This is a genomic window from Polaromonas sp. P3_B1 (assembly GCF_056402935.1).
In genome coordinates, this window is record NZ_JBFUGK010000032.1 from 1 (window position 1) to 12379 (window position 12379).

At 64.2% G+C, this 12379-nt stretch carries 14 protein-coding genes; all 14 read left to right on the plus strand.

Annotated elements, in window-relative coordinates:
• Window positions 1-145 precede the first annotated feature (145 nt).
• Genes AC1DXS_RS17695 through AC1DXS_RS17760 form a run of 14 tightly spaced genes read left to right on the plus strand, consistent with a single transcriptional unit; the run spans window position 146 to window position 12335 of the window.
• Window positions 146-1327 (plus strand): isovaleryl-CoA dehydrogenase, encoded by a 1182-nt coding sequence (locus AC1DXS_RS17695; RefSeq protein WP_477701234.1) that lies wholly within the window; start codon window positions 146-148, stop codon window positions 1325-1327.
• Between the two features lie 47 nt (window positions 1328-1374).
• The gene (locus AC1DXS_RS17700; RefSeq protein ID WP_477738786.1) at window positions 1375-2157 is read left to right on the plus strand and encodes a hypothetical protein; all 783 of its coding nucleotides are present in this window, start codon (window positions 1375-1377) and stop codon (window positions 2155-2157) included.
• 50 nt (window positions 2158-2207) lie between these two features.
• Window positions 2208-2909: a carbonate dehydratase gene (can, locus tag AC1DXS_RS17705; protein ID WP_477738787.1), complete on the plus strand. Its 702-nt coding sequence runs from the start codon at window positions 2208-2210 to the stop codon at window positions 2907-2909.
• A 5-nt stretch (window positions 2910-2914) separates the two neighbouring features.
• On the plus strand, window positions 2915-4792 hold the full coding sequence (gene aceK / locus AC1DXS_RS17710; RefSeq protein ID WP_477738788.1) for a bifunctional isocitrate dehydrogenase kinase/phosphatase: 1878 nt from the start codon (window positions 2915-2917) through the stop codon (window positions 4790-4792).
• A 29-nt stretch (window positions 4793-4821) separates the two neighbouring features.
• Complete coding sequence (locus tag AC1DXS_RS17715; protein ID WP_477738789.1) at window positions 4822-6003, plus strand: acetyl-CoA C-acyltransferase; 1182 nt, start codon at window positions 4822-4824, stop codon at window positions 6001-6003.
• Entirely contained in the window at window positions 6000-7055 is a 1056-nt protein-coding gene (locus AC1DXS_RS17720; protein WP_477738790.1) for a DUF695 domain-containing protein, read from the plus strand. The genes AC1DXS_RS17715 and AC1DXS_RS17720 overlap by 4 nt, the downstream gene beginning before the upstream one ends.
• Before the next feature lie 2 nt (window positions 7056-7057).
• Complete coding sequence (locus tag AC1DXS_RS17725; protein ID WP_477738791.1) at window positions 7058-7732, plus strand: SDR family oxidoreductase; 675 nt, start codon at window positions 7058-7060, stop codon at window positions 7730-7732.
• A 17-nt stretch (window positions 7733-7749) separates the two neighbouring features.
• Window positions 7750-8463 (plus strand): hypothetical protein, encoded by a 714-nt coding sequence (locus tag AC1DXS_RS17730; RefSeq protein ID WP_477738792.1) that lies wholly within the window; start codon window positions 7750-7752, stop codon window positions 8461-8463.
• Window positions 8464-8473: 10 nt separating this feature from the next.
• Window positions 8474-9604: an acyl-CoA dehydrogenase family protein gene (locus tag AC1DXS_RS17735; RefSeq protein WP_477738793.1), complete on the plus strand. Its 1131-nt coding sequence runs from the start codon at window positions 8474-8476 to the stop codon at window positions 9602-9604.
• Window positions 9605-9625: 21 nt separating this feature from the next.
• Window positions 9626-10057 carry a rhodanese-like domain-containing protein gene (locus AC1DXS_RS17740; RefSeq protein ID WP_477738794.1) on the plus strand — a complete coding sequence of 144 codons (432 nt, stop codon included), beginning with the start codon at window positions 9626-9628 and terminating at the stop codon, window positions 10055-10057.
• Complete coding sequence (locus AC1DXS_RS17745; RefSeq protein ID WP_477738795.1) at window positions 10057-10473, plus strand: YchJ family protein; 417 nt, start codon at window positions 10057-10059, stop codon at window positions 10471-10473. Before AC1DXS_RS17740 ends, AC1DXS_RS17745 begins: the two co-directional genes overlap by 1 nt.
• Window positions 10474-10492: 19 nt before the next feature.
• The gene (locus AC1DXS_RS17750; RefSeq protein WP_477738796.1) at window positions 10493-10789 is read left to right on the plus strand and encodes a hypothetical protein; all 297 of its coding nucleotides are present in this window, start codon (window positions 10493-10495) and stop codon (window positions 10787-10789) included.
• Window positions 10786-11676 (plus strand): metallophosphoesterase, encoded by an 891-nt coding sequence (locus AC1DXS_RS17755; protein ID WP_477738797.1) that lies wholly within the window; start codon window positions 10786-10788, stop codon window positions 11674-11676. The genes AC1DXS_RS17750 and AC1DXS_RS17755 overlap by 4 nt, the downstream gene beginning before the upstream one ends.
• Window positions 11673-12335, plus strand: coding sequence for an HAD family hydrolase (locus AC1DXS_RS17760; RefSeq protein WP_477738798.1), 663 nt, complete (start codon window positions 11673-11675; stop codon window positions 12333-12335). The genes AC1DXS_RS17755 and AC1DXS_RS17760 overlap by 4 nt, the downstream gene beginning before the upstream one ends.
• The last annotated feature ends 44 nt before the right edge of the window (window positions 12336-12379 follow it).

A 12379-nucleotide genomic window follows, 5' to 3' on the forward strand; every position in this document is an offset into this window, starting at 1 on the left:
TCGTGGCCACCGCCGAAGTCACCCACGTCGCCGCCGACGGCAAACAAAGCGCCTGTGCCCTGTTGCAGCAGACCCTGGTGCCCGTGCCCAAGACCTACTGACCCCTATTCATCCCCACAATCCCGCCCTCAAAAGAAAGCCCATCATGACCAACATGCCCGGACTCAACTTCATGCTCGGTGAAGACATAGACGCCCTGCGCGACGCGGTGCGCGAATTCGCCCAGGCCGAAATCGCCCCGCGCGCGGCCGAGATCGACCGCAGCGACCAGTTCCCCATGGACCTCTGGCCCAAGATGGGCGCGCTCGGCGTGCTCGGCATCACCGTGGGCGAGGAATACGGCGGCGCCAACATGGGCTACCTGGCCCACATGATCGCCATGGAAGAAATCAGCCGCGCCAGCGCTTCCGTGGGCCTGTCCTACGGCGCGCACAGCAACCTCTGCGTGAACCAGATCAAGCGCAACGGCAGCGACGAACAGCGCAAAAAATACCTGCCCAAGCTCATCAGCGGCGAACACGTGGGCGCCCTCGCCATGAGCGAGCCCGGCGCCGGCAGCGACGTCATCAGCATGAAGCTCAAGGCCGAAGACAAAGGCGGCTATTACCTGCTCAACGGCAGCAAGATGTGGATCACCAACGGCCCCGACGCCGACACCCTGGTGGTCTACGCCAAGACCGAGCCCGAACTCGGCGCGCGCGGCGTCACCGCCTTCCTGATCGAAAAAGGCATGAAAGGCTTTTCCGTCGCGCAAAAGCTCGACAAGCTCGGCATGCGCGGCAGCCATACCGGCGAGCTGGTCTTCAACAACGTCGAAGTGCCCGCCAGCCAGATCCTGGGCGGCCTCAACAGCGGCGCCAAGGTGCTGATGAGCGGCCTCGATTACGAGCGCGCCGTGCTCACCGGCGGGCCGCTGGGCATCATGCAGTCCGTCATGGACAGCGTCGTACCTTACATCCACGACCGCAAGCAGTTCGGCCAGAGCATCGGCGAGTTCCAGCTCATCCAGGGCAAGGTCGCCGACATGTACACCGTGCTGCAGGCCGGCCGCGCGTTTGCCTACACCGTCGCCAAAAACCTCGACATGCTGGGCACCGACCACGTGCGCCAGGTCCGCAAGGACTGCGCCTCCGTCATCCTCTGGTGCGCCGAGAAGGCCACCTGGATGGCCGGCGAGGGCCTGCAGATCCACGGCGGCAACGGCTACATCAACGAATACCCTCTGGGCCGCCTCTGGCGCGACGCCAAACTCTATGAAATAGGCGCCGGCACCAGCGAAATCCGCCGCATGCTCATAGGGCGCGAGCTGTTCGCCGAAACCATGTGAGGCCGGTGCCCATGCCGGTGATACATCAAAGCGCGAAATGGGTTCTTGTGCTCGCGTTTGCCGCGCTTCTCGGCGCGTGTGAGAAAGACGAGCCCCTGCCCAACAACGCCGCGTCCGTTGAAGCGGACGCCAGCTTCGAATGCCCTGTTCCCGAAAGTCTGCGGGGAAAGGTCACGAACGTTTTTGTGGAAGGCTCACGAATCGGCGAGCCGAGCGGGAAAGGCGAACTCGCCCTGGAGGGCAGTTTTGTGGCCTACACCGTCGGCCTCACCTTGCAGGATGGCTCCAGTACCAGCATCCAGCTTGAGGACACCATGGGGTTCAGCGCCAAAGGCTTGGCGCATCACACGGCGTGCGAACAGTTCAAATGGAGAAGCCTGGGCAATCTCACCCTGTTTGAATACATCCACGGCGGGGGAAACCCCTATCCCGCCCAGCAGCTCATGTATTCGCGCGGCGCCGTGCCGAACTTCAAGGACCTGCACGCACTTCTCGGCAAAGATACCCCCGGCTTTTTTGAAAGCCAGGGCGAGCGTTGCCTGGCGGGGCTGGTCAAGGGCGACGGCGAAGTGCAGCGATGGTGCTACCAGGACGGCAAGCTGCATCTCACCCGCAAGATGCTGGATGCCTCGGTTGCCGGCAGCGAGTACCGTTTCGTTTGTGATTTCTCCGGCGAAGGCCCCTTGCTGGTCGACGCATCGATCGTGAAAGCAGCCGGGCCCGACCGCAGCCCGCCGGGGGCCGACAGCGACCAGCTCGCCACCGATTTCAGGGAAAAATGCCTGGCCGAAAAATCGCTTTTGAAGCCGAAGGCAATCGATGAAAAATGATTTCAGCCGCTTCCCGGACGGCATTCCCACCGGCAGGTGAAAATACAGCCATGACCGCATCAATCCAAGACCTCTTCGCCCATAACCGCGCCTGGGCCGCGCAGATGGAAGCCGAGCGTCCCGGCTTCTTCACCAGCCTGGTGAAGCAGCAGACGCCCCGGTACATGTGGATTGGCTGCTCCGACAGCCGCGTGCCCGCCAACCAGATCACCGGCCTCGAGCCCGGCGAGGTCTTCGTGCACCGCAATGTCGCCAACGTCGTCGTGCATTCCGACCTCAATGCGCTCTCGGCCATCCAGTTCGCGGTCGAGCGCCTCAAGGTCAAAGACATCATGGTGGTCGGCCATTACGGTTGCTCCGGCGTGCAGGCCGCGCTCGAAGGCGCGCGCATCGGCCTGGCCGACAACTGGCTGCGCCATATCCAGGACGTGCGGCATCGCCACCGCCAGCTGCTCGACAGCCTGCCTGAAGAAGTGCGCGCACAAGCCCTGTGCGACATCAATGTCGTCGAGCAGGTCGTCAACGTCTCGGTCAGCACCGTCATGGTCGACGCCTGGGCGCGCGGCCAGGAAGTCACCGTGCATGGCTGGGCCTTCGGCGTGCACGACGGCCTGTTGCAGGACCTGCAGATGAGTGTTGCCGGCCCCGACCAGCTCGACCAGCTCTACAGCAAGGCCATAGACCGCGTCTGGGACATGTGGATGGCGCGTGCCCGCGCCAACGGCGGCACGCAGCAGCAGAAACTGGTATAGCCCGCATGTTCCCGCAGCGCCTGGACTCGAGCATCGCCTACGACATCGCCAAGGCGATGATGGACGGCTTCAACCGCCACTACCAGCTGTTTCGCACCGAGTCCGCGCGCGCCAAACACCGCTTTGAAACGGCCGACTGGCACGGCCAGCAGCGCGCCCAGCGCGAGCGCATCGAGTTCTACGACCTGCGCGTGCGCGAAGCCTCCACCCGGCTGGAACGCGAGTTCAAGGCCGGCGAGCAGCCCATGGACGTCTGGCAGCAGGTCAAGCTGCACTACATAGGCCTGCTGGTCAACCACCACCAGCCCGAACTGGCCGAGACCTTTTTCAACTCGGTCACCACCAAGATCCTGCACCGCAGCTACTTCCAGAACGACTTCATCTTTGTGCGCCCGGCCGTCAGCACCGAGTACATCGAAAACGACGAGCTGGCCTCGCAGCCCACCTACCGCGCCTACTACCCCACCCGCGACAACATGCGTGAAGTGCTGCTGCAGGTGGTGCGCGACTTCGACCTGCGCCTGGCCTTTGACGATCTGGAGCGCGACGCCGGTTATGTGCTCGAGGCCATCAGCGAACGTTTTGCCGACGTCAAGCTGCGCGCCAACTTCCAGATCCAGGTCCTGACCAGCCTGTTCTTTCGCAACAAGGGCGCCTACGTCGTCGGCAAGATCATCAACGGCTTTAACGAAGTGCCCTTCGCGCTGCCGGTGCTGCACAACAAGGCGGGCAAGCTGGTGATCGACGCCGCGCTCTTCGGCGAAGACGATCTGCTGATTTTGTTCAGCTTCGCCCGCGCCTACTTCATGGTCGACATGGGCATTCCCTCGGCGTACGTGCAGTTTTTGCGCAGCATGATGCCGCACATGCCGCGCGCCGAAATCTACAACGCGCTGGGCCTGGCCAAGCAGGGCAAGACACTTTTCTACCGCGACTTTTTGTACCACCTGCGGCATTCCACCGACAAGTTCCGCATCGCGCCCGGCATCAAGGGCATGGTCATGCTGGTGTTCGACCTGCCGTCCTTTCCTTATGTCTTCAAGGTCATCAAGGACTACTACCCGCCGCAGAAAGACACCACACGCGAGCAGATCAAGGGCAAGTACCTGCTGGTCAAGCAGCACGACCGCGTGGGCCGCATGGCCGACACCCAGGAATACAGCGAGGTCGCCTTCCCGCGCGACCGCTTCGACGACGAGCTCATCGCCGAGATCGAAAAATTCGCGCCCAGCCAGCTTGAGATCAGCGACCGCGACGGCGACGGCCAGACCGAGGTCATCATCAAGCACGTCTACATCGAGCGCCGCATGATCCCGCTCAACATCTACCTGCAGGAAGCCTTCGACGCCGGCGTCAACGAGCCCGCCGCCAAGGACCAGATAGAGCGCGCCGTCGTCGAGTACGGTAACGCCATCAAGGACCTGGTCGCCGCCAACATCTTCCCCGGCGACATGCTCTGGAAAAACTTCGGCATCACGCGCCACGGCAAGGTCGTGTTCTACGACTACGACGAGATCGAATACATCACCGACTGCAACTTCCGCAAGGTGCCCGCCGCTCGCAACGAAGAAGACGAGATGAGCGGCGAGGTCTGGTACTCCGTCGGCCCCAAGGACGTGTTCCCCGAAACCTTCGAGCCCTTTTTGCTCGGCAACGACGCGGTGCGCGAGGTCTTCATGAAGCACCACGCCAACCTGCTCGACGCCGACTTCTGGCAAAAACACCAGGCCCGCATCCAGGCCGGCCATGTGCACGACGTTTTCCCCTACGAGCGCGAAAAGCGCTTCATCGTGCTGCACAGCCCCGGCGAGGCCCACGACGAAGTGCTCACCCAGCTGCCGCCCGAACCTGCTCTCACAGGCCTCAGCGGCCTGACTCCCTAAACACACACACCACCTGAAAGGACTCCCTCATGTCTGACTCCATCGTTATCCTCGGCGCGGCCCGCACCCCCATGGGCGGTTTCCAGGGCGACTTCACCAGCCTCTCGGCCCACGACCTGGGCGGGGCAGCCATCAAGGCCGCCATTGAACGCGCCGGCATCGCGCCTGAAAAAGTCGACGAAGTGCTGTTCGGCAACTGCCTGATGGCCGGCCAGGGTCAGGCCCCGGCGCGCCAGGCCGGCTTCAAGGGCGGCCTGCCCGCCAGCGTGGGCGCGGTCACGCTCTCCAAAATGTGCGGCTCCGGCATGGAAGCCACCATGCTCGCGCACGACCAGCTCGTCGCCGGCAGCCGCGACGTCATGGTCTCCGGCGGCATGGAAAGCATGACCAACGCGCCGCACCTGCTGCTCAAGGGCCGCAGCGGCATCCGCATCGGCCACGACCGCATCTTTGACCACATGATGCTCGACGGCCTCGAAGACGCCTACGAACCCGGCCGCGCCATGGGCACCTTCGGCGAACAGTGCGCCGACAAGTACAAGTTCACCCGTGAAGCGCAGGACGCCTTCGCCACCGCCAGTGTCAACCGCGCCAAGGCCGCCACCGAGTCCGGCGCCTTCAAGGCCGAGATCACCCCCGTCACCGTCAAGGGCCGCGCCGGCGAAACCGTGATCTCCATCGACGAAGGCCCGGGCAAGGTCAAGCTCGACAAAATCCCCACGCTCAAGCCCGCCTTCAAGAAAGACGGCACCATCACTGCCGCTTCCAGCTCCTCCATCAACGATGGCGCGGCCGCCCTGGTGCTGGCCCGCGAATCGACGGCCAAAGAACTGGGCGCCAAGCCCATCGCCCGCATCGTCGGCCACGCCACCTTCGCGCAAGAGCCAGAATGGTTCACCACCGCACCCGTCGGCGCCGTCAACAAGCTGCTCAAGAAAATCGGCTGGAGCGTCAAGGACGTGGACTTGTGGGAAGTCAACGAAGCTTTTGCCGTCGTGCCCATGGCAGCGATGAAAGAACTCGGCATCAGCCACGACATCGTCAACGTCAACGGCGGCGCCTGCGCGCTGGGCCACCCGATCGGCGCTTCCGGCGCCCGCATCATCGTGACCTTGATCCACGCACTGAAGGCGCGCGGCCTCAAGAAGGGCATCGCCACCTTGTGCATAGGCGGCGGTGAAGGCACGGCCATGGCGGTGGAACTGGTGTGAGCGAGGACCGGCCCGAGCTCTCGCCCGCCGAGCTTGCGCAGCGCATAGACAGCTTCTGGCTGCGCTTTCGCGAAGGCGAGGCGGCGCTGGTCCTCAAGCCGGTGCGCGAGCAGGTGGAAGAGATCAACAATGTGCTTGAAGAGGGGCTGGATGGCCTGGCCCTCGAGATGTCGGCCAAGGACGGCGACAAGCAGGTCGAGATGATCGCCACCGCCCACGGCGCCAAGGAGCGCTTTCCGCTGCTCATGGATTTCGTGAAGCGGGCGCCGCCCCTGCAGCACTACAGCCTCAGCGCCTTCCGCACGCGCACGCAGGAACCCGACTTCCCCATGCGCATGGGCGACTTTGAACTCGCGACCTCCGACATCCTGATAGGCCATTTCGCCGACGAAGGCCAGGTCGGCATCGAAGTCATGTTCGACCGCGAGCTGCCCAGCGACATGCAGGACCACGCCCGCAACATGGCCTTCATCATGCTGGACCATGTGCTCGGTGAATACGACTTCGCGATCAAGGTCGGTGCGGTGGATTTTGTGGAAGGCTTCTCCGGTGAAGTCCTGCATTCCACGCCGCTGCACCAGTTTGCCCCCGTGCTCGACAGCTTCTGGGCCGGCGAACTCGGGCATACGGGCCTATTTCCCAGTGGTGCCAGCGGTGAAGACAACTGGACCACGCTGACCATCGCTTTTGAGAGCGACGGCGAAGGCAACCATTCGATTGTTTCCGTCAACAACAGCGCCAATGCCGTCGCCGCGCGTCCCGACCTCGGCCATGCCGTCGAGCTGCGCCTGCCCGCGCACGACCACGCAACGCTGGACGCCGCCCGCGACTTGCAGGACCAGATCGCCACCCGCCTTGAAGTCCGGCATGCCGGCATCCTCTCGCACACCATGCTGCGCAACGGCGAGCGCATGGCCAACTACTACGTCGGCGATTTGCCTGCCGCGCTGGAACTGATAGAGGCCGGCGTGCGCGACGCTTTCGCGGCCGACAGCGAAGTGTCCAGCGAGTTCGACCCCTCGTGGTCCCGTTACTTCGAGTTCGCGGGCTAGCCATGAAGGTGCTTGTCATAGGCGCATCACGCGGCATAGGCCTTGAGTTCGTCAGCCAGTACGTCGCGGACGGCGCTAGCGTCATTGCCACCGCGCGCGACGATGAAGGCCTGCAACGCCTCAAGGCCCTGGGCGCCAAGGCCTTGCGGCTGGATGCATCCCAGCCCGCCAGCATCAGCGGCCTGGCCTGGCTGCTCGACGGCGAGGAAATCGACATTGCCCTTTATGTGGCCGGCGTTTTCCCGCACGGCGACGCGCTGAGCCCGCCCACGCGCGAGGCCTTTGACAACGCCATGCACACCAATGTGCTGGGCGCCATGCAGGCCATCCCACAGGTCGCGCCCCTGGTCGAGGCGGTGCGCGGCGGCGGCGGGCGCTTTGCCTTTATCAGCAGCGCCATGGCAAAGATAGACGGCGTTGAGAACAGCCGCGGCTGGGTCTACCGCGCCAGCAAGGCTGCGCTCAATATGGTGGTCGCCTCCGCCCAGCACGACTACCCCAAGGCCATCATGGTGGCCATGTCGCCGGGCTGGGTGCAGACCGACATGGGCGGCAGCGGCGCGCCGCTCACCACGGTGCAAAGCGTGACCGCCATGCGCGCCACGCTGGCCGGACTCACGGCTGAGCACAAGGGCGCTTTTCTTAACTATGACGGCGTGCCGTTTAAATCCTGGTGAGGTGCAGCATGGTGTCCATGGGTCATGACAACCGTTTCGCCGCGGGTGTGCGCCGTGCATTTGTGATCGGGCTGATCGCGGTCGGTGCGGCTACTTCGGCTGCTTCGGCTTTCGCCGCACCTGACCCTGTTCCCCCCTGGCCCAATGAGCAAGAACTCCTGACCGCGATGCGCGCGGGCCTGAAGGACCGCACCAACAAGGATGAGACCCTGGGGATTCGGGGCATGCATGACGTCATGGTCGGGAAAACCGAGACGGCCTTTCTTGTTTCAGTATGGTTCCCGCAACGCGGACGTAATTATTCTTCGGGTACTTTTTTGTATCGCCCGGCCTTGAAGCAAGCCAGGGAACTTGACTACAGCCAGTCACTCGGCTCGCGTTATGTCACCGGTCACTATGGCGAGTTCTCTTTGCTGGAGAGCTATGGCTCAGGCCAGGGCACGGAAGACTTCACCCATGCGCTGGTCCGCTTCAAGGGCTGGAATATGCAGGTCCTGCACAAAGCCGACTTTGGCAACAACCTGGGTAATTGCGGGGAGATTTCCCCGTCACTCAAGCCCTGCGAACAGACGCATGTGCAGTTCCAGTTGCTCGGAAATTCCAAATCAAACCTCGTTGAGATGGTCGAGATCACAACCCAGCTCGGTGGATCCCCCAAAGAAAAACTGCTGGTAACCTCACGCCGCTTCCGGCTCGACGGTAACCGGTTCAAGCCTGTCCAGGCCCCTTAAAGGCAAACTCATGCTGCTCAATCAAGACCAGGAAATGATCCGCGACGCGGTCCGCGCGTTCGCCAAAGAAGAACTCTGGCCCCATGCCGCGCGCTGGGACAAGGAACACCACTTTCCCGTCGAGGCGCACAAAGGCCTGGCCGCGCTGGGCGCTTACGGCATCTGCGTGCCCGAGGAATTTGGCGGCGCCAACCTCGACTACCTCACGCTGGCCCTGGTGCTGGAAGAAATCGCCGCCGGCGACGGCGGCACCAGCACCGCCATCAGCGTCACCAACTGCCCCGTCAACGCCATCCTCATGCGTTACGGCAATGCGCAGCAGAAAAAGCAATGGCTGACAAAGCTGGCGCAAGGCGAAATGCTGGGCGTCTTCTGCCTGACAGAGCCGCACGTCGGCAGCGATGCATCGTCGCTGCGCACCACGGCGGTGAAGGAGGGCGATGAATACGTGCTCAACGGCGTCAAGCAGTTCATCACCAGCGGCAAGAACGGCCACGCCGCCATCGTCATCGCCGTCACCGACAAGGGCGCCGGCAAAAAAGGCATGAGCGCCTTTATCGTGCCCACCAGCGCGCCCGGTTATGTGGTGGCGCGGCTGGAAGACAAGCTGGGCCAGCACTCCAGCGACACCGCGCAGATCAATTTTGACAACTGCCGCATCCCGGCCGAGAACCTGATCGGCAGCGAAGGCGAGGGCTACAAGATCGCCCTGGGCGCGCTCGAAGGCGGGCGCATCGGCATCGCCGCGCAAAGCGTGGGCATGGCGCGCAGCGCGTTTGAATCGGCCCTGGCTTACGCCAAAGAGCGCCAGAGCTTCGGCACCGCCATCTTCAACCACCAGGCCGTGGGCTTTCGCCTGGCCGACTGCGCGACCAGGATCGAGGCCGCGCGCCAGCTGATCTGGCACGCCGCCAGCCTGCGCGACGCCGGCCTGCCTTGCCTGAAGGAAGCCGCCATGGCCAAGCTCTTCGCCAGCGAGATGGCCGAGCAGGTCTGCAGCGCCGCCATCCAGACCCTGGGGGGTTATGGTTATGTCAGCGACTTTCCGGTTGAGCGCATTTACCGCGACGTGCGGGTCTGCCAGATCTACGAAGGCACGTCCGACGTCCAGAAGATCATCATCCAGCGCGCGCTGGCTTGAACTGAAACCAAGGAGACCCTGATGCCCATCACCAAAGGATTCCGCGCCCTGGTCGACGAGGCCATGGCCCAGGTCAAGACCTACAGCGTCGATGACGTCAAAGCCCGGCTGAACGATCCCAAGATACAGATCGTCGACATCCGCGATGTGCGTGAACTCACGGCCGGCACCGTCGTCGGCAGCTACCACGCACCGCGCGGCATGCTCGAGTTCTGGGTCGACCCGGCTTCGCCTTATCACAAGCCCCTGTTCGCCGACGAAGGCAAGGAGTTCATCCTGTTCTGCGGCGCGGGCTGGCGCAGCGCCCTGGCCACCAAAACCCTGCAGGACATGGGCATGGCCAACGTCGCCCATATCGACGGCGGTTATGCCGAATGGGTCAAGCAGGGCGCGCCCACTGAAACGCTCGAAGACCGGGAAAAGCGCAAGGCCCGCGCCCACAGCTGCGGTTGATGCCCAAGCCGCTGCCGTCCCAGCCATGCCCCTGCGGCCGCACCGGCACGGCCCAAAAGCCTTTGCCATTTTCCGGCTGCTGCGGCCGCTACCTCGACCACTTTGCCTCCACCCCCGCGCCCGACGCCGAGTCCCTGATGCGCTCGCGCTACACCGCCTTTGTGGCCGAACGCGCCGACTACCTGCTCGCCACCTGGCACGCCTCCCACAGGCCGGCCTCGATAGAGTTTGACCCCGGCGTCAAATGGCTGGGTCTCGAAGTGCGCAGCCATCGCCAGCTCGACGCCACCCACGCCGAAGTCGAATTTGTCGCGCGCCAGAAATCCTCCGGCGGCCCGGCCGTGCGCCTGCATGAGCGCAGCCGCTTCGTGCAGGAGGCCGGCCGTTGGTACTATGTGGACGGCGATATCCAATAAGCCAACAAGGGGAGGGCCGATGTTCAACCAGACCGTGCGCGGCATGTACTGCCTGCGTTGCAGCAGCCGCAAAGTGGTTCGCGGGAATTTCGAAGCCGAACGGTTTTATCCCCTGCGCGGCCTGCTGCGCTCGCTGCTCGGCAAACCCGTTCCCCTGCAAAACGAACATGCGCATGCCTGCATGGACTGCGGCCTGGCCTGGAACGAGGTTGACCCTCTTGAACTGCGCAAGAACCTGCGCAGCTACGGCCTGGCGCCGCACAGCACCGGCGTGATGGATGCGGTGAACGGCGATTCGCCGGATGTCCGCCTGTGACAGGGCCTGTGAAGCCTTGGGGGCGCCGCGCCGCCGGCGTGTTGGCGCTTGCCCTGCTCCTGCTGGGCACCTGGACTGTCATCATCGAACCGCGCTGGGTCGCCCACCGCGAAATCAGTGAGGCCGTCCCCCACTGGCAAGGCCCGCCCGGCCTCAAGGTGGCCGTCGCGTCCGACTGGCACTTCAGCAAACGCCCGCTGTGGCGCGTCATGACGCTGGAGCGCGCACTCGCCATCGTGGCGGAGATCAACGCCGCCGAGCCCGACGTCATCCTGCTGCCCGGCGACTTCATTGCCGACCGCGACTACAAACCCGAGATCGCCGCCACGCCCGAAGACGAAATCGCCCAGGTGCTGGGCGGGCTCAAGGCCAGGCTCGGCGTCTATGCCGTCATGGGCAACCACGACTGGTGGCATGACGGCGCGAAGTTCACCGCCGCCTTCCAGCGCGCCGGCATCCACGTGCTTGAGAACGAGGCCGTGCCCCTGCCCGGCACCGCCCTGTGGGTGGCCGGCGTGGGCGACGACGACACCGGCCATTCCGACCCGGTGCGCGCCATGGCCGGGGTACCCAAAGGCGCGCAGGCGCTGGTCTTCATGCACGAGCCGGCCAGCCTGTTCGACCTGCCGCCGGTGCGCGGCCTGGTCGTGGCCGCCCACACCCACGGCGGCCAGGTCAGCATTCCCTTCTACGGCCCGCCCGTGGTGCCCGGTGCCGGCCCGCGCGAATGGGCCCACGGCTGGGTGGCGCACGGCGACAATCGCATGTACATCACCAGCGGGCTCGGCGTCAGCATCCTGCCGGTGCGTTTTAATATGCGGCCTGAATGGGTGATGTTCACCCTGGGTGGCACAAGCCCGCAAGCGGGCTATGAAAGAGAACCATGAAATTCGAGGCGGTGTTATTCGACTGTGACGGCGTGCTGGTCGACAGCGAACCCATTACCAACGGCGTGCTGCGCGACATGCTCGAGGAGCGCGGCTGGAAGCTCAGCCCCGCCGAATGCATGCGCATTTTTGTCGGCAAGGCCGTCAAGGACGAAGCCGCGCTGATCGCCGCCAACACCGGCAGCCCCGTCACCGAAGACTGGATGGTCCAGTTCCGCGAACGCCGTAACACGGGTTTGATGCGCGACCTCAAGGCCATCACCGGCGCCGTCGACGCCATCGCCAAGGTCCATGCGCTCTACCAGGGCCGCATTGCCTGCGCCTCCGGTGCCGACCGCTTCAAGGTCGAGCTGCAGCTGGAGAAGTGCGGTTTGATGCCCTTCTTCAAGGGCCGCATTTTCAGCGGCCACGAGCTGCCGCGCTCCAAACCCTTCCCGGACGTTTACCTCGCCGCCGCCGCGGCCCTGGGCGTGGACCCCAAACGCTGCGCCGTGGTGGAAGACACCGTCACCGGCGCCACCGCCGGCATCGCGGCCGGCTGCACCGTCTTCGGCTACAGCCCGCCCGAAATGGGCCATGACGCGCCCGGTGCACTCAAGGCCAGCGGCGCCACCCATGTCTTTACCGACATGGCCGACCTGGCGGCTTTGCTAAGTTGAGGGGCTGAGAACCTGTTTCGGGATTATTTTTAGCCGGCATGTCG

Coding starts and splice junctions, on each gene's coding strand:
- AC1DXS_RS17695 (WP_477701234.1), top strand. CDS start 146: ATGACCAACATGCCCGGACTCAACTTCATGCTCGGTGAAGACATAGAC.
- can (WP_477738787.1), top strand. CDS start 2,208: ATGACCGCATCAATCCAAGACCTCTTCGCCCATAACCGCGCCTGGGCC.
- aceK (WP_477738788.1), top strand. CDS start 2,915: ATGTTCCCGCAGCGCCTGGACTCGAGCATCGCCTACGACATCGCCAAG.
- AC1DXS_RS17715 (WP_477738789.1), top strand. CDS start 4,822: ATGTCTGACTCCATCGTTATCCTCGGCGCGGCCCGCACCCCCATGGGC.
- AC1DXS_RS17725 (WP_477738791.1), top strand. CDS start 7,058: ATGAAGGTGCTTGTCATAGGCGCATCACGCGGCATAGGCCTTGAGTTC.
- AC1DXS_RS17730 (WP_477738792.1), top strand. CDS start 7,750: ATGGGTCATGACAACCGTTTCGCCGCGGGTGTGCGCCGTGCATTTGTG.
- AC1DXS_RS17735 (WP_477738793.1), top strand. CDS start 8,474: ATGCTGCTCAATCAAGACCAGGAAATGATCCGCGACGCGGTCCGCGCG.
- AC1DXS_RS17740 (WP_477738794.1), top strand. CDS start 9,626: ATGCCCATCACCAAAGGATTCCGCGCCCTGGTCGACGAGGCCATGGCC.
- AC1DXS_RS17745 (WP_477738795.1), top strand. CDS start 10,057: ATGCCCAAGCCGCTGCCGTCCCAGCCATGCCCCTGCGGCCGCACCGGC.
- AC1DXS_RS17750 (WP_477738796.1), top strand. CDS start 10,493: ATGTTCAACCAGACCGTGCGCGGCATGTACTGCCTGCGTTGCAGCAGC.
- AC1DXS_RS17760 (WP_477738798.1), top strand. CDS start 11,673: ATGAAATTCGAGGCGGTGTTATTCGACTGTGACGGCGTGCTGGTCGAC.